Origin of the sequence: Pseudomonas sediminis, from assembly GCF_039555755.1 — a bacterium.
In the GTDB taxonomy this organism is placed as follows: domain Bacteria; phylum Pseudomonadota; class Gammaproteobacteria; order Pseudomonadales; family Pseudomonadaceae; genus Aquipseudomonas; species Aquipseudomonas mendocina_D.
This window is the reverse complement of record NZ_CP154631.1, coordinates 2,937,889-2,957,705: the sequence shown is the minus strand read 5'-3', so window position 1 is coordinate 2,957,705 and position 19,817 is coordinate 2,937,889. Positions and strand designations below refer to the sequence as shown.

The 19,817-nt window shown below is 62.5% G+C and carries 16 protein-coding genes and 1 pseudogene; 7 read left to right on the top strand and 10 right to left on the bottom strand.

All coding sequences use genetic code 11. The annotated features are described in order from the left end of the window. Positions 1–151: 151 nt before the first annotated feature. Positions 152–1,621 carry an IMP dehydrogenase gene (gene guaB / locus AAEQ75_RS13935; RefSeq protein ID WP_104727015.1) on the bottom strand — a complete coding sequence of 490 codons (1,470 nt, stop codon included), beginning with the start codon at positions 1,619–1,621 and terminating at the stop codon, positions 152–154. A 144-nt stretch (positions 1,622–1,765) separates the two neighbouring features. Between guaB and AAEQ75_RS13930 the strand changes: the two are divergent. Then, positions 1,766–3,858: pseudogene (locus AAEQ75_RS13930) on the top strand (TonB-dependent siderophore receptor). 89 nt (positions 3,859–3,947) lie between these two features. Here the strand turns inward: AAEQ75_RS13930 and AAEQ75_RS13925 are convergent. After that, on the bottom strand, positions 3,948–4,502 hold the full coding sequence (locus tag AAEQ75_RS13925; RefSeq protein WP_256836802.1) for a sugar ABC transporter ATPase: 555 nt from the start codon (positions 4,500–4,502) through the stop codon (positions 3,948–3,950). Positions 4,503–4,558: 56 nt separating this feature from the next. Continuing rightward, on the bottom strand, positions 4,559–5,026 hold the full coding sequence (locus tag AAEQ75_RS13920; RefSeq protein WP_072426048.1) for a multidrug/biocide efflux PACE transporter: 468 nt from the start codon (positions 5,024–5,026) through the stop codon (positions 4,559–4,561). A 34-nt stretch (positions 5,027–5,060) separates the two neighbouring features. Here AAEQ75_RS13920 and AAEQ75_RS13915 point away from each other — a divergent pair, with 34 nt between their 5' ends. The 6 genes from AAEQ75_RS13915 to leuA all read left to right on the top strand — a co-directional run bounded on the left by AAEQ75_RS13915 (position 5,061) and on the right by leuA (position 12,418). Continuing rightward, positions 5,061–5,993 (top strand): LysR family transcriptional regulator, encoded by a 933-nt coding sequence (locus tag AAEQ75_RS13915; RefSeq protein ID WP_343349342.1) that lies wholly within the window; start codon positions 5,061–5,063, stop codon positions 5,991–5,993. A gap of 43 nt (positions 5,994–6,036) precedes the next feature. Next, a complete protein-coding gene (xseA, locus tag AAEQ75_RS13910; protein WP_343349341.1) occupies positions 6,037–7,416 on the top strand; it encodes an exodeoxyribonuclease VII large subunit in 1,380 nt (459 codons plus the stop codon). Between the two features lie 4 nt (positions 7,417–7,420). Continuing rightward, entirely contained in the window at positions 7,421–8,326 is a 906-nt protein-coding gene (locus AAEQ75_RS13905; RefSeq protein WP_343349340.1) for a peptidoglycan DD-metalloendopeptidase family protein, read from the top strand. 120 nt (positions 8,327–8,446) lie between these two features. After that, entirely contained in the window at positions 8,447–9,709 is a 1,263-nt protein-coding gene (locus AAEQ75_RS13900) for a mechanosensitive ion channel family protein (protein WP_343349339.1), read from the top strand. A gap of 67 nt (positions 9,710–9,776) precedes the next feature. Further along, positions 9,777–10,442 (top strand): glutathione S-transferase family protein, encoded by a 666-nt coding sequence (locus AAEQ75_RS13895; RefSeq protein WP_343349338.1) that lies wholly within the window; start codon positions 9,777–9,779, stop codon positions 10,440–10,442. A gap of 305 nt (positions 10,443–10,747) precedes the next feature. Continuing rightward, positions 10,748–12,418 carry a 2-isopropylmalate synthase gene (gene leuA / locus AAEQ75_RS13890; protein WP_343349337.1) on the top strand — a complete coding sequence of 557 codons (1,671 nt, stop codon included), beginning with the start codon at positions 10,748–10,750 and terminating at the stop codon, positions 12,416–12,418. Between the two features lie 84 nt (positions 12,419–12,502). Here leuA and AAEQ75_RS13885 read toward each other — a convergent pair whose 3' ends face one another. The 7 genes from AAEQ75_RS13885 to hisS form a co-directional block, all read right to left on the bottom strand. Beyond that, the gene (locus AAEQ75_RS13885; protein WP_343349336.1) at positions 12,503–12,958 is read right to left on the bottom strand and encodes a hypothetical protein; all 456 of its coding nucleotides are present in this window, start codon (positions 12,956–12,958) and stop codon (positions 12,503–12,505) included. A 17-nt stretch (positions 12,959–12,975) separates the two neighbouring features. Continuing rightward, the gene (locus AAEQ75_RS13880) at positions 12,976–13,758 is read right to left on the bottom strand and encodes an amidohydrolase (RefSeq protein ID WP_343349335.1); all 783 of its coding nucleotides are present in this window, start codon (positions 13,756–13,758) and stop codon (positions 12,976–12,978) included. 74 nt (positions 13,759–13,832) lie between these two features. Beyond that, a complete protein-coding gene (locus tag AAEQ75_RS13875; RefSeq protein ID WP_343349334.1) occupies positions 13,833–14,981 on the bottom strand; it encodes a pyridoxal phosphate-dependent aminotransferase in 1,149 nt (382 codons plus the stop codon). A 142-nt stretch (positions 14,982–15,123) separates the two neighbouring features. After that, the gene (gene der / locus AAEQ75_RS13870) at positions 15,124–16,599 is read right to left on the bottom strand and encodes a ribosome biogenesis GTPase Der (protein ID WP_343349333.1); all 1,476 of its coding nucleotides are present in this window, start codon (positions 16,597–16,599) and stop codon (positions 15,124–15,126) included. A gap of 97 nt (positions 16,600–16,696) precedes the next feature. Beyond that, positions 16,697–17,848 (bottom strand): outer membrane protein assembly factor BamB, encoded by a 1,152-nt coding sequence (gene bamB / locus AAEQ75_RS13865; RefSeq protein WP_343349332.1) that lies wholly within the window; start codon positions 17,846–17,848, stop codon positions 16,697–16,699. Next, positions 17,841–18,479: a tetratricopeptide repeat protein gene (locus AAEQ75_RS13860; RefSeq protein ID WP_343349331.1), complete on the bottom strand. Its 639-nt coding sequence runs from the start codon at positions 18,477–18,479 to the stop codon at positions 17,841–17,843. Before AAEQ75_RS13860 ends, bamB begins: the two co-directional genes overlap by 8 nt. Before the next feature lie 32 nt (positions 18,480–18,511). Further along, a complete protein-coding gene (hisS, locus tag AAEQ75_RS13855) occupies positions 18,512–19,798 on the bottom strand; it encodes a histidine--tRNA ligase (protein WP_343349330.1) in 1,287 nt (428 codons plus the stop codon). Positions 19,799–19,817: the final 19 nt, after the last annotated feature.

The window sequence follows — 19,817 nt, the reverse complement described above, 5'->3', positions numbered from 1 at the left end:
GAGAGAAACGAGAAAGCGGAGTTTGCTGAAGCAAGCATTTACTCACTACGTTCGCCCTCCGGGCCGTCCTTTCGGACGTTCACTGGCTAGCCAGTGTCAAGTTTTTCTCCAACGCAGCATGCCCAAGCGCAGCAGCGTCAAATCGATTTTTTCAGCCGACGCGGTAGTTCGGCGCCTCTTTGGTGATCTGCACGTCGTGGACGTGCGACTCAGCCATGCCAGCGCCAGTGATGCGCACGAACTCGGGCTTGGTGCGCATTTCCTCGACGGTGGCGCAACCGGTGTAGCCCATGGAGGCACGCAGGCCGCCCATCAGTTGGTGAACGATGGCACTCATCGCGCCCTTGTAGGGAACGCGGCCTTCGATACCTTCCGGCACCAGCTTTTCGGCACCGGCCGAGGAGTCCTGGAAGTAACGGTCGCTCGACCCTTGCGCCTGCGCCATGGCACCCAGCGAACCCATGCCACGGTATGCCTTGTAGGAGCGGCCCTGGAACAGTTCAACTTCGCCCGGGGCTTCTTCGGTACCGGCCAGCATGGAGCCGATCATCACGGCGGAAGCGCCAGCGACGATGGCCTTGGACAGGTCGCCAGAGAAGCGGATACCACCATCGGCGATCAGCGGCACACCGGTGCCAGCCAGAGCGGCGGCCACATTGGCCACGGCGCTGATCTGCGGCACACCGACGCCGGCAACGATACGCGTGGTGCAGATCGAGCCTGGGCCGATGCCGACCTTGACGCCATCGGCGCCGGCTTCGACCAGCGCCTTGGCGGCGGCACCCGTGGCGATGTTGCCACCGATCACTTGGACTTCCGGGAAGTTCTCTTTCACCCAACGCACGCGGTCGATCACGCCCTTGGAGTGGCCGTGGGCAGTATCGACGATGATCACATCGACGCCGGCTGCGACCAGCGCCGCAACACGGTCACCGGTATCGGCACCGGTACCCACGGCAGCGCCCACGCGCAGACGGCCCTGATCATCCTTGCTCGCCAGCGGGTAGGCCTTGGCCTTCTCGATGTCGTTGACGGTCATCATGCCCTTGAGGCGGTACTGGTCATCGACGATCAGCACGCGCTCGATGCGGTGCTTGTGCAGCAGCTTGCGCACCACCTGGGTGTCTTCGCCTTCCTTGACGGTGACCAGACGCTCTTTGGGCGTCATCACGTCGCGCACCTTGGCAGCCATATTGCTTTCGAAACGCACATCTCGACTGGTAACGATGCCGACCAGATCACCATGATGCAGCACCGGCACACCGGAAATATTGTTCTGCCGGGTCAGGTCGAACAGATCACCCACGGTGGCATCGGCCTCGATGGTGATCGGGTCTTTCACCACGCCCGACTCGAAGCGCTTGACCTTGCGCACTTCGGCAGCCTGCTGCTCGACGGTCATGTTCTTGTGGATGATGCCGATGCCGCCTTCCTGTGCCATGGCGATGGCCAGGCGTGCCTCGGTGACCGTGTCCATTGCAGCGGACAGCAGCGGGATATTCAGTTCGATACCGCGCGTCAGGCGGGTCTTGAGGCTGACATCCTTGGGCAGCACCTCGGAATAACCGGGGATGAGCAGGACGTCGTCGAAAGTGAGTGCTTCTTGGCTGATGCGCAGCATGGAGGGCTCCCGAGCGGGAAAATAAGAAGCGCGGCATTATACCCAGCGAGCTCATTTCACTCAATGCAAAGTGTGTCTCTAGGCAGTCATACCTCGAAACACATAAAATAATGATTCTCAGAAACTCTTGCACTTGAGTTCCAAATGAAAATCAACCGCTTTTCCTTGAGTGGCCAAGGCGCCGCCCTTCTCACTTTTTGCCTGCTTCCAGCAGGCCACCTGCTGGCCCAGGAGCTGGAGCTGCCCAGCCAGGAAGTCGTCGCGGCGCCCGTGGCTGACGAGAATGGCTACCAGGCCAAGCGTGCCAGTACGGCGAGCAAATCTTCAGTGGCACTCAAGGATGAAGCCCAGTCGGTACAGGTGGTAACGCCACAGACCATCGAGGACTTTCAGGTCAGATCGCTGGACGATGCGATGAAGTTCGTCAGTGGCATGACCCAGAGCAACACCCTGGCTGGCACGCAGGATGGCTTCGTCAAACGCGGTTTTGGTAGCAACGCCGATGGCTCCATCCTGCGCGACGGCATTCGATCCAGCCTGTCGCGCAACTTCAGCGCCACCACTGAACGCGTGGAAGTGCTCAAAGGGCCGGCCTCGCTGTTATATGGCGCGCTGGAGCCAGGCGGCCTGATCAACGTCATCAGCAAGAAGCCGCAGTACCAATGGGGCACGCAACTGAGCGCGGACAGCTCCAGCTTCGGCGGAGGCAGCCTGGCAGTCGACGTTACCGGCCCCATTGCCGACAGCGGCCTGGCCTTCCGTCTTGTTGCCGAGCGCCAGCACGAAGACTACTGGCGCAATTTCGGCGAGGAAGAACACAGTTTGATCGCACCCTCGCTGAGCTGGGAAGGCGAACGCCTGCGCCTCAACATCGCCTACGAATACAAGGAATACAGCAGCCCGGTGGATCGCGGCACGGTGATCATCAACGGCAAGCCGGCCAAGGTGTCCTACAACGACCGCTTCGGTGAAAGCTGGTCCAAGGCTGAAGGTATCGACGAACTGCTCACCGCCACCGCCGAATATCAGCTGAGCGACGACTGGTCAACCCGCGTCACTTATGGCTGGAACAACGAGCGCTACGACTATGCCGAAGCTCGCCCCAACGAGCTGAATGCCACTACAGGCGCGCTAAGCCGCCGTTCTGACGGTAGCGAGCATGACAACCAGACCCAGTACCTGGCCTGGGACTGGATCGGCAACGCCACGTTGTTCGACCAACGTCATGACCTGCTGATCGGCGCCGACAACGAGCGCGTCGACAACTTCCGTGGCGATACTTGGCGCGGCCCGGCAATCGGCGGCTTCAATATCTACAACCCCGTGTACGGTAATCTCGCCGCGCCCTCGACGCTGAGCCTCAAAGACAGTGACCGCAGCGACGAACTGCACTCGCGCTCGATCTACGCCAAGGACAACTGGCACCTGAGCGATCAATGGATTTTGGTACTGGGCGGCCGCTACCAGCGCTTCGAGCAACTCGTGGAACAGGGCCGCGGCGCTACCTATACCCGCACCACCGACCGTACCGATACCACCTTCCTGCCCTTCGGTGGCCTGGTATTCCAGCTGAGCGACCAGGTGGCGTTCTATGGCAATTACAGCCGCTCCTTCGTGCCCAATGCCTCCGATACCAATACTGGCCAGGCATTCGATCCCGAAGAGGGCCGCAGCTACGAGCTGGGGTGAAACTCGATCTGCCTCAAGGCATCGGCGCCAGCCTGGCGCTGTTCGATATCGAGAAGAAAAACGTCGTGGTCACCAACAACTCCGTATCGGAAGCAGCAGGCAAGGTCGGTTCGCGCGGCGTGGAACTGGATATCAGTGGCCGCCTGAGCGAGCGCTGGGAGCTGCTCGGCAGCTACGCCTACACCGATACGGAAATCCTCGATGACCCGAGCAACGAAGGCAACGAGCTGGTCAACGCCGCACGCAATGTCGGCAGTCTCTACCTCGTCCATCACCTGCATCTACCCCTGGAGCTGGGTCAGTGGAAACTGGGTGGTGGCGCCCGCTACGTCGGCGAGCGTGCTGGCGACAACGCCAACACATTCTGGCTGGATAGCTACACCGTGGCCGATGCCTTCGTCACTTGGGACAGCCAATTGCTTGGAGAAAAGACGCGCCTGCAATTGAACGTACGTAACCTGTTCAACGAGCGCTACTACCCCTCCAGCGGCGGCAATCTACGCGTTGCCGTAGGCGAGCTGCGCCTGTCGGCCAGTGTCGAGTTCTAAAAAGCCTTTGTAGGAGCGGCTTCAGCCGCGAAGGGATTCGAGAACATCGCGGCTAAAGCCCCTCCCACAAGCGCGAGAGCAAGCCGCGCTCAAGCCGGATCGTCGACCCGCACCTGGCTCACGGCAAAGCCCAGACGCTCGCCGAACTCTTCGACGAACGCCGGGCGCAGGCCGGCTTCAGCCCAGCCGTTGAAGATGAAGCCCAGGTTGGAAAAGCCGCACGGCTGCAGGAACAGGAAACCGTTGATGTCATCTTCATGCCCGCATTCCGGGCAGGTGAAGTTGTCGGTTTCCCCCGGCCACCACACCTCCAGGCTGTCGAACAGCGGCACACCCACTTCCCTTCGGCATTCGGCGCAGCCCGCCTCTTCGAGAAAGCCGCGCGTCGGTACATAGATGCAGCGGTGGGTAATGATCTCCAGACCATTGTGCGCCTGGCCATAAGGCAGCAAATCGGGACGCTGGGCGATACGCCGCGCGCCTGGTCCGATGGCGTAGGCCATACCGTTACCACCCTGGCCGCAGGTGGTCGGCAATGCCTCGACGATTTCCCGTTTGACCAGCCAGCGCAGCATGGCCTGGGCCTTTTGCTCGTGAGCGGGAAGCGTGGATATCTGCGGGACGAGGATCAGTTGCGCGGTCATGGTGTTCGAACGGCTGGCAAGGAAAGGGCGGCAGCTTAGGCGCTACCGCCGGCAAATCAAGCCCCACGACAGATCACAGCAGCCTGCTGCGCTTCACGACGGGCCACCCAGCGAGCACGCAGCACGTCGTAGATCCAGTTGAACGCCATGGTGTACGGCAGGAAAAATAGGATCAGCACGATATCCAAGAGCAGCGCCTCGAGCAGACCGATCGACAACCACCAGGCCGCCAGCGGTACCAGCACGACGATCAAGCCCACCTCGAACAGCAGCGCATGGCTGACCCGCGCTCGAAAACCGCGCTCGAAGCCCAGACGACTCTGTGCGCGGTCGAAGAGGTAGTTGAACAGCATGTTCCACAACATCGCCACGGTGGAGAACATCAGAGTCAGCACACCCAGATGCAGCAGCGGTTTATCCATGAACCAGGCCATGGCCGGCGCACAGATAAGCACGGCAATACCTTCGAAGGCCAGGGCGTGACCGATGCGTTCACGCAGAGAGCGCGGCAAGGGCTGAGTCATGAAGCGAACCTCGTGATAAGTGACGACGAGCGCTATGATCATCGGAATATCAGCCAACCCAAAGGCAGCTGCCATCGACAAAACCGATATGAATATTTCACCTGAATCGCTGCAAGCTTTCGCTCAAGCCGCCAACTGCGGCTCGCTCAGCGCTGCGGCGCGGCGCCTGGGCAAGAGTCAGTCGACCATCAGCGAGGCCGTCGCGCGCCTGGAAATCGACCTGGGCGTGACGCTATTCGAGCGCGGCCCACGCACATTGCAACTGACCGACGCCGGGGCCAGCCTGCTGGCCCATGCAGAAGAGGTGCTATGTGCCAGCGACCGCCTGGCGCGACACGCGGCAGGTTTGGCCAGAGGCCAGGAAGCGCGCCTGACCCTGGCTCTGTCCGATGCGTATCAGCCGAAACAATACGAGGTTCGCCTGCAGGAGCTGGATCAGCGCTTCCCCGACTTGCAGTTCGAAAGCCTGATCGCCGAACAAGCCGATGTGCTCGACTTGGTCACCCAGGGCCGTGCGCAATTGGGGCTGCTAGGCGCGCAACCGACCTACCCGCCGCATATCGCCCACGCCCGCCTGGAAATGAGCAGCGAGTTCGGCCTGTTCGTGGCCAAGGATCATCCGCTGAGCAGGCTGGCCCAGGTACGCCAGGACGACTTGTCGCGCTGGCGCTTGCTGCGCCTGAGCAGCGTCGCCCATGACGATGCCAATACCGATGACCTGCCCGGCAGCGGCGGACGTTGCTGGGCCGCGCCGGACTACCTGATGCTGCTGGAAATGGCGCGCCTGGGCTTCGGCTGGGCCGAACTGCCACGACAACTGGTCGATGCCTACGGCTTCGACAGCCTGCATGAACTGCCCTGCAGTGGTTGGCCACGGCGGGTCACGGTGGACGCCATCTGGTCACGCCAGCGCGAACTCGGCCCGGTCGCAGCCTGGTTGCTCGAGCGTCTGCTGCAGGACACCTGATGAAGGTCGCACCTGCGGGCCTCTCGGCTTATCATGCCGCCCCATGATCAATGATCCCTTTGCACGCCTGAACCTCGACCGCGAGGTGCTCAGCGTCAGCCAGCTCAACAACCGCGCCCGGCTGCTGCTGGAAGACGTGTTCGCCGGCATCTGGGTCGAGGGGGAAATTTCCAACCTCGCCCGTCCAGCGTCCGGCCACATCTACTTCACCCTGAAAGACAGTCAGGCCCAGGTGCGCTGCGCGCTGTTCCGGCAGAACGCTGCGCGCGTACGCCAGGCGCTGCGCGACGGATTGGCGGTGAAGGTACGCGGCAAGGTCTCGCTGTTCGAGGGGCGCGGCGATTATCAGCTGATTCTCGAAGCTGTCGAGCCTGCCGGTGACGGCGCGCTGCGCCTGGCTTTCGAGGCGCTGAAGGAAAAGCTCGGCACCGAAGGCCTGTTCGCCACCGAACGCAAGATCGCCCTACCCGCGCATCCCAAGCGCATCGGCATCGTCACCTCACCCACCGGCGCGGTGATCCGCGACATCATCAGCGTCTTTCGCCGCCGCGCGCCGCAGGTGGAGCTGAACCTGATCCCCACTGCCGTACAGGGGCGCGAGGCCACCGCACAGATCGTGCGCGCCCTGCAACGCGCCGACACGCAGGGTTTCGATGCGCTGATCCTGGCCCGTGGCGGCGGCTCACTGGAAGACCTCTGGTGCTTCAACGAGGAGGCCGTGGCCCGTGCCGTAGCCGCATGCGTAACACCCATAGTCAGCGCCGTGGGCCACGAGACGGACGTTTCCATCGCCGACTTCGTCGCTGACGTGCGCGCGCCAACCCCGTCGGCCGCCGCCGAACTGCTGGCCCCGGACAGCAGTGAGCTGGTGCAGCGCCTGCACAATCTGCAACGACGCTTGGTGCTGCAGATGCAGGGCCGTCTGGCCCGCGAACGTCTGCGTCTGGAAGGCGTGAGCAAACGCCTGCGTCACCCTGGCGAGCGCCTGCGCCAGCAAGTCCAGCGCCTGGATGACCTGGACATGCGCCTGCGCCGCGCCTTCAACCAGCAACTGGCCAATCAGCGCGAACGCCTGGCCCGTCTCGACGCGCGCCTCGCCTCCCAGCATCCGGGCCGCAACCTGGCACTGCTGCGACAGCGTCTGGATGGCCTGGCTACGCGCCTGCCACGCGCCATGCAAGGCCAGCTACGTAGCCAGCGCCAGCAACTGGGCGCACTGGCCGCGCAACTGCAGATCGTCAGCCCCCTGGCCACCCTCGGTCGTGGCTACAGCATCCTCCTCGACGAACGCGGTCAGGCCGTGCGCAGCGCCGCGCAGACCCGCCCGGGCCAACGCCTCAAGGCGCGCCTGAGCGAAGGCGAACTGGACGTGCGCGTCGAAGACAACCACATACAACCGGCGACCTTGTCGCTACTGGATTGAGCCAATGCCAGCATCTCTGCGTAGGAGCGAGCTCTGCTCGCGAAGCTTTTTCAGTCCCTCTTTTCGCGAGCAGAGCTCGCTCCTACACAAGTTGTGTCTGTTCGTACTGGCTCTGTGTCTTACCCTACCCGCCCATGCCGAAGGTTTTATCACTCGCCTGCTGAACAAGCCGGTGCCGGGCGGTGTGGCGGTGGTCGATCTGGGCAACCCGGCGCAGGCACCCAAAGTGCGCTATCAGGGTAAGCCGGTGCTGACCGTTCACGAAGATGGCCAACGCTGGATCGCCGTTGTCGGCATCCCGCTCAGCGTCAAGCCAGGGACTCAACAGGCCGAGATCGAGGGCGGTGGCCACTTGACCTTCCAGGTCGGCGCCAAGCACTACGCCGAGCAGCGCATCACCATCAAGAACCAGCAGCAGGTCACCCCCAACGCCGCCAACCTGAAACGCATCGAGCGCGAGCTGGCCGAGCAGACCCGTGCCTACCAGCAGTTCAGCGCGCGCCAGCCGAGCAACCTGATGTTCGACAAACCGGTCAACGGCCCGCTGTCCAGCCCGTTCGGCCTGCGCCGCGTCTTCAACGGCGAGGAGCGCAACCCGCATTCGGGCCTGGACTTCGCCGCCAACCGCGGCACGCCGATCAAGGCCCCCGCGGCCGGCAAGGTGATCCTCATCGGCGACTACTTCTTCAATGGCAAGACGGTGTTCCTTGATCACGGCCAGGGGCTGATCAGCATGTTCTGCCACCTGTCCGAGATCGATGTGAAGCTAGGCGACGAAATCGCCCGAGGCGGCCATGTCGGCAAGGTCGGCGCCACCGGACGCGCCACCGGCCCGCACCTGCATTGGAACGTCAGCCTCAACGATGCGCGGGTTGATCCGGCGATCTTCATTGGTGCGTTCAAGCCCTGAACCGACGCAGCGTGCAACACCTGCCGTTTGGGTTAACGACACATTTTTGCTAGGGTACGGCGGCTCAGATGGCCGGCCGTGTAGCGTCGGCCTTTCCTCCTGCCTGCTTCGGAGCCGGAAATGCCGAATGAGCTCACTACCTGGATGAACTGGCTGAACACTCAGCCGGAACTGCTCACCCTCACCGCTACCCTCGTCCTGATCGTCGCCGCCTGGCTGTCGAACTGGGTGGTCAAACGCATTCTGGTCCGCGCCATCTACCGACTGGTCGGCGCGACCGCCCTGGGCCGCCATGGCCAGATCAAGGAAAGCGGTATCATCAAGCGCCTGTCCAACATCGTGCCGGCGCTGGTGCTGTCCAGCGGCGTGGTCTTGGTACCCGGCATGCCTGCTGCCGTGGTGGAAGTGACGCGCAACGTCTGTGGTGCCTTCGTGGTGCTGACCATCGCCATGGCCATTGGCGCGCTGCTGGATATTCTCAACACCCTCTACCAGCGCCGCCCGAATGCGCACCTGAAGCCGATCAAGGGCTATCTGCAGGTGATCAAGATTGCCATCTTCGCCATCGCCGCGATCCTGATGGTGGCCGCCCTGATCGACCGCTCTCCGCTGATTCTGCTGTCCGGCCTCGGCGCCATGGCTGCGGTGCTGATGTTGATCTTCCAGGACACTCTGCTATCGCTGGTGGCCAGCGTGCAGATCTCCTCCAGCGATATCATCCGCGTCGGCGACTGGGTGGAAATGCCGCAGCTCAACGCCGACGGCGATGTGATCGACATCGCCCTGCACACGGTCAAGGTGCAGAACTGGGACAAGACCATCACCACCATCCCGACCAAGCGCTTCATCACCGACCCGTTCAAGAACTGGCGTGGCATGCAGGAGTCCGGCGGACGTCGGATCAAGCGCGCGATGTTTCTGGACCAGACCAGCGTTCACTTCCTCAGCGACGAAGAAATCGCACGGCTACGCCGCTTCATGCTCCTCGACGAATACCTCGACCGCAAGGATCAGGAGCTGCAGGACTGGAACACCAGGCTGGCCGAACACGGCAAGGAGGCGGTGAACACCCGCCGTATCACCAACATCGGCAGCTTCCGCGCCTACGTCGAGCACTACCTGCGGCACAACCCGAACATCCACCAGAACATGACCCTGCTGGTGCGCCAGCTCAGCCCGACTGCCGACGGCCTGCCGCTGGAAATCTACTGTTTCACCAACACCATCGCCTGGAATGCCTACGAAGGCATCCAGTCGGACATCTTCGACCACCTGCTGGCCATCCTCCCCGAGTTCGGCCTGCGCGTGTTCCAGCACCCGAGCGGTGCGGACATGCGCGAATTGCGACCCACCATCGCCGAGCAGCCAAGGGCGGTGCAATAGAACGCTAGTGGTGCGTCCCGGAACGACGTATTACAGAACCCTGCCCCAGAATCGGCCGGAGCTTGCCATGATCACTCTGCATCACCTGAACAACTCGCGCTCGCAACGCATCCTATGGATGCTCGAAGAGATTGGTATCGACTATCAGGTCAAGCATTACCAGCGCGACCCGCAGACCATGCTCGCCCCTGCCGAATTGCGCCAGGTGCATCCTCTGGGCAAGTCGCCGCTGATCACCGATGGCGAACTGACCCTTGCCGAGTCCGGCGCCATCATCGAATACCTGGCCGAGCGCTATGGCGATTGGTTACTGCCTGCCGCTGGCAGCGCGGAACGCTTGCGCTGCCGCTACTGGCTGCATTACGCCGAAGGATCGGCGATGCCGCCACTGCTGCTCAAGCTGGTGTTCGACAAGCTGCGCAGCGCGCCAATGCCGTTCTTCATGAAGCCAATCGCCCGCGGCATCGCGAACAAGGTCAGTCAGGCGTTCATCTCGCCGCAGTTGAAACTGCATTTCGACTACCTGGAGGGCCAACTGAGCGAGCACGACTGGTTCGCAGGCGATGCGTTCAGCGCTGCCGATATTCAGCTCAGTTTCCCACTTGAAGCAGCTGCCGCCCGTGGCGTACTCAACAACCACCCGCGCCTGAGCGATTTCCTGCAACGCATCCATGCCAGGCCAGCCTATCGCCGTGCCCTGGAAAAAGGCGGCGCCTACGACTACGCCGACTGAAGACGGATCATCGAGGGACGGGGGCGAGCCTGTGCACGCCCCCTGGAAACACGATTCGCCGAAAAAATCACTTTCAAAGCAATAAAATCCGCCAACAAAAGCTATCCGGCAATAAATCGGCGTTTTTTAAGCAAGCATTGCCATATCCACCTGCTATGGATAGGGTGCCCACATGAAAAACATCTTTCTCGTCCGCCAGCTCGCATGCCTGCGACTGGTCAGCCCGCGACTGCGAAGCCCCGCCTGAAACCCCGTTTCATGGCCGCCCGGCCTCGTGTTCGACTCCCATTTCGCAGGACCCGCTCATGACCATGCTCAAAGACCCGTCGAAGAAGTACCGCCCGTTCACTCAGATCCAGATTCCGGACCGTACCTGGCCGGACAAGATCATCGACAAGGCGCCGATCTGGCTGTCCACCGACCTGCGCGATGGCAACCAGTCGCTGATCGAGCCGATGGATGCCGAGAAGAAGATGCGCTTCTTCAAGTGCCTGGTGGCCGTGGGTCTGAAGGAAATCGAAGTGGGCTTCCCGTCCGCCTCGCAGACCGATTTCGACTTCGTGCGTGAGCTGATCGAAGGCGGCCACATTCCGGACGATGTGACCATCCAGGTGCTGACCCAGGCCCGTGACGACCTCATCGAGCGCACCTTCGAGTCGCTCAAAGGCGCCAAGAAGGCCATCGTCCACTACTACAACGCCTGCGCACCGAGCTTCCGCAAGATCGTCTTCAACCAGGACAAGGCCGGCGTCAAAGCTATCGCCGTGGCCGCTGGCACCACCATCAAGCGCCTGGCCGATGCCGCGCCGGAAACCCAGTGGGGCTTCGAGTATTCGCCGGAAGTGTTCAGCAGCACCGAAATCGACTTCGCCGTCGAGGTGTGCAACGCAGTGATCGGCGTGTTCCAGCCGACCCCGGCGAACAAGCTGATCCTCAACCTGCCCGCCACCATCGAGTGCGCCACGCCGAATAACTACGCCGACCAGATCGAGTGGTTCGGTCGTCACGTCGACCGCCGTGACAGCGTGCTGATCAGCGTACACACCCACAATGACCGTGGCACCGGCGTCGCCGCTTCCGAGCTGGCCGTCATGGCCGGCGCCGACCGCGTCGAAGGTTGCCTGTTCGGCAATGGCGAGCGCACCGGCAACGTCTGCCTGGTGACCCTGGCGCTGAACCTCTACACCCAGGGCGTCGACCCGGAGCTGGACTTCTCCGACATCGACGCCGTGCGCAAGGTGGTCGAGGACTGCAACCAGATTCCGGTGCACCCGCGCCACCCGTACGTCGGCGACCTGGTGCACACCGCCTTCTCCGGCTCGCACCAGGACGCCATCCGCAAGGGCTTCGCCCAGCAGAAGGACGATGCCCTGTGGGAAGTGCCGTACCTGCCTATCGATCCGGCCGACATCGGCCGTGACTACGAGGCGGTGATTCGTGTGAACAGCCAGTCCGGCAAAGGCGGCATCACCTTCCTGCTCGAGCAGGAATACGGCATCAGCCTGCCGCGTCGCATGCAGATCGAGTTCAGCCAGGTGGTGCAGCGTGAAACCGACCGCCTCGGCCTGGAAATGACTGCCACACAGATCTACCAATTGCTCGAGACCGAGTACCTGCAAGCGCGCAGCCCCTACGCCCTGAAAGGCCATCGCCTGCAGGAAGAAAACGGCACCAGCGCGGTGGATGTGGAAGTCATCGAAGGGAGTGAGAACCACCATTGGCGTGGCATCGGTAAAGGTCCACTGGAAGCGCTGGCTGCCGCGCTGCCGGTCGCCGTTGAAGTCATGGACTACAGCGAGCACGCCATCGGTGCCGGCACCAACGCCAAGGCGGCTGCCTACATCGAACTGCGCGTCAATGGCGGTCGTGCCCTGCACGGCATCGGCATCGACGAGAACCTGACCACCGCAAGCTTCCGCGCCCTGTTCAGCGCCTTGAACCGCGCCCTGAGCCAGGCCGAGTCGCAAGCGGCCTGAGCCTTCAGCGCCACTCACAAAAACGCCGGGCATTGCCCGGCGTTTTTGTATGCGTAACCCGGATGAAATCCGGGAACTTGACACTCAAATATCGAAAATCATCAGCACCGCGAACATCAGTGCGGCCAGGCCAATGGTGAACATCAGGCCAATACCCGCCGCCCGCCAATTGGAGAGGTACGCACCACCCGCCTCGGCATGCTGCTTGAGATCGGCCTCGAGCAGGTTCTTGGCCAACATGATCATCGCCATCAGTTGCGCGATGGCGAAAGGCAGGGCGGGTACCTCCTCGGGCAACACGAAAGCCAAGACCAAGGTGACGATCAGAAGCACGACGGAAATGCCCCAGACCATCGCTACTCGATCTGCCTTGCCGAGCAATTGCAGGTTATGCGCCAGCAGCCATGCACCGGCCAGCGGCGTACCAATGAAGGTAGCCAGGCCAACGCCTGCGATGCTGTAGAGCGGCAACTGAGTGGTGGTGCTCGGCTGCAGATCGGCCTGCGGCGTCTGGAAGGGATTGCTCTGTTGCACGTCCATGTCATGTAGCTCCTTGTTCAGTTGAATGTGAAAGCGTCCGCGTCCAGGTGCGCCGGGAAGCGCTCGCGATAGGTACTCAGAGCGTCATGCGACAGCCGAGTGCGGAACACGCCATCGCCCTCGCCTGCCGTCAGCAGCGCCTCGCCCTGGAAATCCAGCACCTGAGAATCGCCAGTATAACCGTGACCCTTGCCGTCCTCGCCGACGCGGTTCACAGCCGCGACATAGCACAGGTTCTCGATGGCTCGCGCCGGCAGCAGGCGGTTCCAGTGTTGACGACGCGCGCCCGGCCAGTTGGCGGTATACAGCAGCAGATCGGTACCGCCGGCGTCACGGCTCCAGACGGGGAAGCGCAGGTCGTAGCAGATCAACGGGCGCACGCGCCAGCCCTTGAGGTCGAACACCACCTGCTGATTGCCAGCGCTGTAATGCTTGTGCTCACCGGCCATGCGGAACAGGTGGCGTTTGTCGTAATACGCGAAAGAGCCATCCGGGCGCGCCCAAAGCAGGCGATTACGGTAGCTGCCGTCAGCGGCCTGAATGATCAGACTGCCGCAGATCACCGCGCCGATACGCTGCGCCTGCTCGCTTAGCCAGATGCTGCTGGGTCCATCCCCAGGCTCAGCCAATTCGGCCGACTCCATGGAAAAACCGGTGGTGAACATCTCCGGCAGGATCACCAGGTCAGCGCCACGGGCCTGTTCCAGCAAGGTCTGGAAGTGCTCGCGGTTGGCGGCCGGATCGTGCCAGGCCAACGTGGTCTGGATCAGCGCCAGTTCGAGATCGGGTTTGTTGCTCATTTGTAGGCCTCGCTCACCGTAGGGCGGGTGAAACCCGCCAACACCTCAGAGGCGGGTTACACCCGCCCTACCCCTCATACCGCGCTGAGCTTCTCTGCCGCCTGGCGCAGGGTTTCCTCACGCTTGGCGAAGCAGAAACGCACCAGGCGCATACCCTGAGGTGCCGACTGATAGAACACCGACACCGGAATAGCCGCCACACCATGCTCGCGGGTCAGCCACTCGGCCATGGCCACGTCATCCAGATCAGGGCGAATCGCCGAATAGTCGGCCAGTTGGAAATAGGTGCCCGGCGCGCGGGTGAAGGTGAAGCGCGAGCCAGCCAGCAGGTCGCAGAACAGGTCGCGCTTGGCCTGGTAAAAGGCCGGCAGTTCTTCGACATGCTCGGGGTGCGCGGCCATGAAGTCAGCCAGCGCGAACTGCAGCGGCGTCACCCCGCAAAAGTTGACGTATTGGTGGATCTTGCGCAGCTCGGCGGTCAGTGCCGGTGGCGCCACCACGTAGCCGGTCTTCCAGCCGGTGACGTGATAGGTCTTGCCGAAGGAGCTGACCACGAAGGCGCGCTGATACAGCTCGTCGTGGGCCAGCACGCTGGCATGCCGCTGGCCGTCATAGATCAGGTGCTCGTAGACCTCGTCGCTGATCACATGGATATTGCGCCCACGAATCAGCTCGGCCAGCTTATCCAGGTCAGCGCGGGTCAGCAGCGCACCGCTGGGATTATGCGGGGAGTTGAGGAAGATCAGTCGGGTGCGCGGAGTGATCACATCGGCCAGACGCTGCCAATCGACAGCGAAGTCCGGCAATGCCAACGGCACATGCACACAACGCCCACCGGCCAGCTCCACCGACGGCTCGTAACTGTCGTAGCAAGGGTCGAGCACGATGGCTTCATCCCCCGGGTGAATCAGCGCCTGCACCGCGCAGAAGATCGCCTCGGTGGCCCCAGGCGTGATGGTGATCTCGCTATCGGCATCGCGCTGCACGCCATAGCTGCGGGCGAGCTTGGCCGCCACCTGCTGACGTAGCGCGGGCAAGCCGGTCATTGGCGAATACTGGTTGCGCCCTTCCATGACGTGCCGCGCCACGGCCTCACGCAGTGCCTGCGGCCCATCGAAGTCGGGAAAGCCCTGAGACAGGTTGATCGCGCCAACATCGGCAGCGAGCTGGGACATGCGCGTGAAGATGGTGGTGCCGACGTTGGGCAGTTTACTGGCGAGCATCGCGACTTCCTACGAAGAACAAGGCAAGCCGCGAGGATAGCCGAAGGGCGCAGCAGGCGGCACCTGCGCTGCTTATGAAAAAGCGTTGGAAGCTTATGCCGTACACGCCGGGCGATACCCGGCGTGCAGGGGCCAAAGGCGATTACTTGCGCTTGTCCTTGCGCTTTTTCTCGGCCTTCTTGTGGTGGCTCATCAGGCGGCGCTTCTTGTTCACCTGACGGTCGGTGAGCTTGTTCTTGTTGCCCTCGTAGGGGTTTTCACCGCCCTTGTACTCGATGCGAATCGGCGTACCGACCAGCTTCAGCACACGGCGGAAGGTGTTTTCCAGGTAACGGGTGTAGGCGCGCGGCACGGCGTCGACCTGGTTACCGTGGATTACGATCAGCGGCGGGTTGGCACCGCCCAGGTGGGCATAGCGCAGCTTGATGCGGCGACCGTTGACCAGAGGCGGCGCGTGGTCGCTGACGGCATCTTCGAGAATCTGCGTCAGGCGGCTGGTCGGCCAACGGGTGATCGCCGACTTGAACGAGGCCTGCACCGACTTGTACAGATGGCCCACGCCAGTGCCGTGCAGGGCGGAAATGAAGTGGATATCGGCGAAGTCGACGAAGAACAGCCGGCGCTCCAGCTCGGTCTTCACATAATCCTTCTGCCCCTGGTCCATGCCGTCCCATTTGTTCAGGGCAATGACCAGAGCGCGGCCGCTTTCCAGCACGAAGCCGAGCAGGTTGAGGTCGTGGTCGACCACACCTTCGCGGGCGTCCATGACGAACACCACGACGTTGGAGTCCTGAATGGCCTGCAGCGTCTTGACCACGGAGAATTTCTCCACAGCCTCGAAGATCTTGCCGCGACGGCGCACGCCGGCAGTGTCGATCAGCGTGTACTTCTCGTCGTCGCGCTCGAACGGAATGTAGATGCTGTCGCGCGTGGTTCCCGCCTGGTCATAGACGATGACCCGCTCTTCACCGAGCATGCGGTTGACCAGGGTGGACTTGCCGACGTTGGGGCGACCGATGATGGCCAGCTTGATGCCGTCCTTCTCGCTCGGGCCGGGAATGCGCTTGGCCTCCTGGCCTTCCAGCACCTCCTCGTCTTCGGCACCCTCCTCCGGCTCGCCGGCGTCCTTGGGGAACGCGCCGAGAACCACTTCCAGCATCTGGGTGATACCGCGGCCGTGAGCACCGGCAATCGCCAGTGGTTCACCCAGGCCCATGGGGCTGAATTCGGCGCGAGCCAGGTCGACATCGAGGTTGTCGACCTTGTTCACCACGAGGAAGCTCTGCTTGTTACGACGGCGCAGGTGCTCGCCGATCATCTGGTCGGAGGCGGTCATGCCAGCGCGCGCGTCCACCAGGAACAGCACGGCATCGGCCTCTTCGATGGCCTGCAGCGACTGCTCGGCCATCTTCGCGTCGATGCCTTCCTCGTCACCGGAAATACCACCGGTGTCGATCACGATATAGGTGCGCCCCTGCCACTTCGCCTCGCCATACTGGCGGTCGCGGGTCAGACCGGACAGGTCGCCGACGATAGCGTCGCGGCTGCGGGTCAGGCGGTTGAAGAGCGTGGACTTGCCGACATTCGGCCGGCCCACCAGGGCAATTACGGGAACCATCAGGCTCTCCACTCGGTTAATTCAGAAAATGCAAAGGCCGCTGCAAGGGCAGCGGCCAGGGTGTTTCATGCTGTCGGGTTACCGGCAGCATAGCGTGTTACTTGATGGTCAGTGCCACCAACTTGCCGCTATTACCGTAGACGTACAACCAGTCACCCACCACCAACGGCTGGGCACGCAGGCCGTCGCTGTCGATGCGGGTACGGCCGACGAAGCGACCATCGACCTGGCTCAGCAGGTGCAGATAGCCTTCGTAGTCACCCACGGCGACATAACTCGAGAACACTGCCGGGCCCGACAGCTGGCGACGCGCCATCGAATCGTTGCTCCACAGGGCCGAAGCGCTGCGCTCGTCGATACCTTCGACGGTGCCGTTGGCCATGCTGACATAGACGTTACCGAAACCTTGAGCGACGCCAACCGAGCTGGATGCCTCGCGCTGCCAGAGTACGCGACCGGACTCCAGATCCATGGCCGCGACACGGCCCTGGTAGCTCACCGCGTAGACGGTGCCGCCGGACAACAGCAGGCCGCCGTCGATGTCGACAACACGCTCCAGTTCGGAACGACCCTGCGGGATGGCGATACGCTGCTCCCAGACCGGCAGGCCGCGCTGGGCGTCGACCGCAATCACCTTGCCGCTGGACAGACCGGCGACCACCAGGCGGTTGGTCACCAGCGGAGCGCCAGTGCCGCGCAGGGTCAGTACGGCCGGGGTGTTCTCGACGATCCAGCGCTGGCTGCCGGTGCTGGCATCGAAGGCAATCAGACGGTCGTCCTGGGTCTGCACCACGACGATATCGCCGTTGCTAGCCGGCGCAGCCAGCACTTCGCTGGTCACGCGCGAACGCCATTGTTCTTCACCGTCACTGGAGTCCAGGGCGATCACTTCACCCTTGAGGGTACCCAACAATACCTGGCCGTAGCCTACACCGATGGCGCCGGATACCGGGATTTCAAGCTTCTTGCGCCAGATGACCTTGCCGCTGGTGCGGTCCATGGCCATGACCAGACCTTCGACATCAGCGGCGTATATCACATCACCGTCGATGGCCGGCACCAGCATGTTGAAGGTATCGCCCTGACCATCACCAACGGAGCGGCTCCACTCGGTACGCAGCTCGACTTCGGCGTCGAACTTGGTCAGTTCGGCGGGCGGCAGTTCCTTCTTGCTATTGCTGCTGCAACCCACGGCCAGAACGGCCAGAGCCAGCAGTGCGGCATTCTTCCAACGCATCACGTCACGCATCCCCTTTTGCCAGGTCGTCCAGCTTCATCTGCAGACCGCCAACAGCGGCGTCTTCGGCCAGCGCATCCTTGGCCTTCTGATAGGCGGCGTGCGCGTCATCGCTGCGACCCAGTTGTACCAGCAGATCGCCCTTGAGTTCTTCGCGGCTGGCGAGGAAAGCGTCCTCGACCTTGGCATCGAGCAGTTTCAACGCATCGTCAGTCTTGTCCTGGGCTGCCAGAACACGGGCCAGACGCTGACGCGCCAGCTCACCGAGCGTGGCGTCGGCCGGCTTGTCGAGCACGCGCTGCAGCGCGGCAGCGGCATCGTCGAGACGGTCGGCTTCGACGGCGACCTTGGCGACGAACAGGTTGCCGTACTGGGCGTAGTGGCTACCGCCAAACTCACTGTCGAGCTTGCCGGCCAGTTCGGCGACTTTAGCAGCATCGGGCTTACCGGCTGGGTCCAGTGCCGTTTCCAGCAACTGCTGATAAAGCACGGAGGCGCTTTGCGCCTGATTGTCCTGATACTTCTGCCAGCCCTGCCAGCCGAATACAGCTACCAGCGCCAATACGCCGCCGGCCAGCAAAGGCTTGCCGTTACGATCCCACCAGTCCTTCATTTGTGCGATCTGTTCGTCTTCGGTCTGCATGTCTAACCCCGTACTCCTAATCGAGAGCCTGCTCAGGCCTGCTGGCAGGCAGCCAGATGCTCAGCCAGAGCATCCCAGGCAACACTTTGTTGTTCACTGTCGTCACGCAGCGGTTTGCAACCTACCACGCGCCCTGCCAATTCGTCGTCCCCCAGAATCAGCGCATAGCGTGCGCCACTCTTGTCGGCCTTCTTGAACTGGCTCTTGAAACTGCCACCACCGGAGTTGAGCAACAGGCGCAGTCCCGGCAATTCGTCACGCAGGCGCTCGACCAGCGCCAGAGCAGCCAGCTCGGCAGCCTCGCCAAAGGCACAGATGTAAACATCGGCGGCGCGATTGAGGTCAGCCGGTAGCAACTGCAGGGTCTCCAGCAGCAGCACCAGACGCTCGACACCCATGGCGAAACCGACGCCTGGCGTAGCCTTGCCACCCAACATGGAAACCAGGCCATCGTAGCGGCCACCAGCACATACAGTGCCCTGGGAGCCGAGCTTGTCGGTGACCCACTCGAACACGGTGCGATTGTAGTAATCCAGACCGCGCACCAGTTTGTGATTGATCTGGTAGCGAATGCCGGCTGCATCCAGGCGCGCCTTGACGCCCTCGAAGTGCAGGCGCGATTCCTCATCGAGGTAATCGCCCAAGGTCGGTGCGCCTACCAGCGCGGCCTGGGTCGCTTCGTTCTTGCTGTCGAGGATGCGCAGCGGATTGGTGGTCAGGCGACGCTGGCTGTCTTCATCGAGCTGATCGAAACGCTCCTGCAAGTAGGCTACCAGTGCGTCGCGATAAGCCGCACGCGCCTCGCTGGAACCCAGGCTGTTGAGCTGCAGGGTCACGGCATCAGACAAACCGAGCTTTTTCCACAAACGCCAGGTGAGCACGATCAGCTCGGCATCGACGTCCGGCCCCGGCAGGTTGAAGGCTTCCACGCCGACCTGATGGAACTGGCGATAGCGACCTTTCTGCGGCTTCTCGTAGCGGAACATGGGGCCGGCGTACCACAGTTTCTGCACCTGGCCGCCGCCGGAAAGACCATGTTCGAGCACGGCACGCACGCAACCGGCAGTGCCTTCGGGACGCAGAGTCAGGGATTCTTCGTTGCGATCAAGGAAGGTGTACATCTCCTTGTCGACCACGTCGGTGCCTTCACCGATACCGCGAGCGAACAGCTCGGTGTACTCGACGATGGGCAGGCGGATTTCCTTGTAGCCGTAGCCATCGAGCAGGCTGACCAGGGTACTTTCCAGGTAGCGCCAGGCAGGCGTCTGCTCCGGCAGGATATCGTTCATGCCACGAATGGCTTGCAGGGACTTGCTCAAGTGTATTCCTTACGCACGG

What these genes read in the sequence shown, in the direction of transcription:
- AAEQ75_RS13880 (WP_343349335.1), bottom strand. Translation starts at nt 13,758, where the DNA reads ATGAGCAACAAACCCGATCTCGAACTGGCGCTGATCCAGACCACGTTG.
- bamB (WP_343349332.1), bottom strand. Translation starts at nt 17,848, where the DNA reads ATGCGTGACGTGATGCGTTGGAAGAATGCCGCACTGCTGGCTCTGGCC.
- AAEQ75_RS13875 (WP_343349334.1), bottom strand. Translation starts at nt 14,981, where the DNA reads ATGCTCGCCAGTAAACTGCCCAACGTCGGCACCACCATCTTCACGCGC.
- AAEQ75_RS13905 (WP_343349340.1), top strand. Translation starts at nt 7,421, where the DNA reads ATGCCAGCATCTCTGCGTAGGAGCGAGCTCTGCTCGCGAAGCTTTTTC.
- der (WP_343349333.1), bottom strand. Translation starts at nt 16,599, where the DNA reads ATGGTTCCCGTAATTGCCCTGGTGGGCCGGCCGAATGTCGGCAAGTCC.
- AAEQ75_RS13900 (WP_343349339.1), top strand. Translation starts at nt 8,447, where the DNA reads ATGCCGAATGAGCTCACTACCTGGATGAACTGGCTGAACACTCAGCCG.
- guaB (WP_104727015.1), bottom strand. Translation starts at nt 1,621, where the DNA reads ATGCTGCGCATCAGCCAAGAAGCACTCACTTTCGACGACGTCCTGCTC.
- xseA (WP_343349341.1), top strand. Translation starts at nt 6,037, where the DNA reads ATGATCAATGATCCCTTTGCACGCCTGAACCTCGACCGCGAGGTGCTC.
- AAEQ75_RS13885 (WP_343349336.1), bottom strand. Translation starts at nt 12,958, where the DNA reads ATGGACGTGCAACAGAGCAATCCCTTCCAGACGCCGCAGGCCGATCTG.
- leuA (WP_343349337.1), top strand. Translation starts at nt 10,748, where the DNA reads ATGACCATGCTCAAAGACCCGTCGAAGAAGTACCGCCCGTTCACTCAG.
- AAEQ75_RS13915 (WP_343349342.1), top strand. Translation starts at nt 5,061, where the DNA reads ATGATCATCGGAATATCAGCCAACCCAAAGGCAGCTGCCATCGACAAA.
- AAEQ75_RS13925 (WP_256836802.1), bottom strand. Translation starts at nt 4,502, where the DNA reads ATGACCGCGCAACTGATCCTCGTCCCGCAGATATCCACGCTTCCCGCT.
- AAEQ75_RS13895 (WP_343349338.1), top strand. Translation starts at nt 9,777, where the DNA reads ATGATCACTCTGCATCACCTGAACAACTCGCGCTCGCAACGCATCCTA.
- AAEQ75_RS13920 (WP_072426048.1), bottom strand. Translation starts at nt 5,026, where the DNA reads ATGACTCAGCCCTTGCCGCGCTCTCTGCGTGAACGCATCGGTCACGCC.
- AAEQ75_RS13860 (WP_343349331.1), bottom strand. Translation starts at nt 18,479, where the DNA reads ATGCAGACCGAAGACGAACAGATCGCACAAATGAAGGACTGGTGGGAT.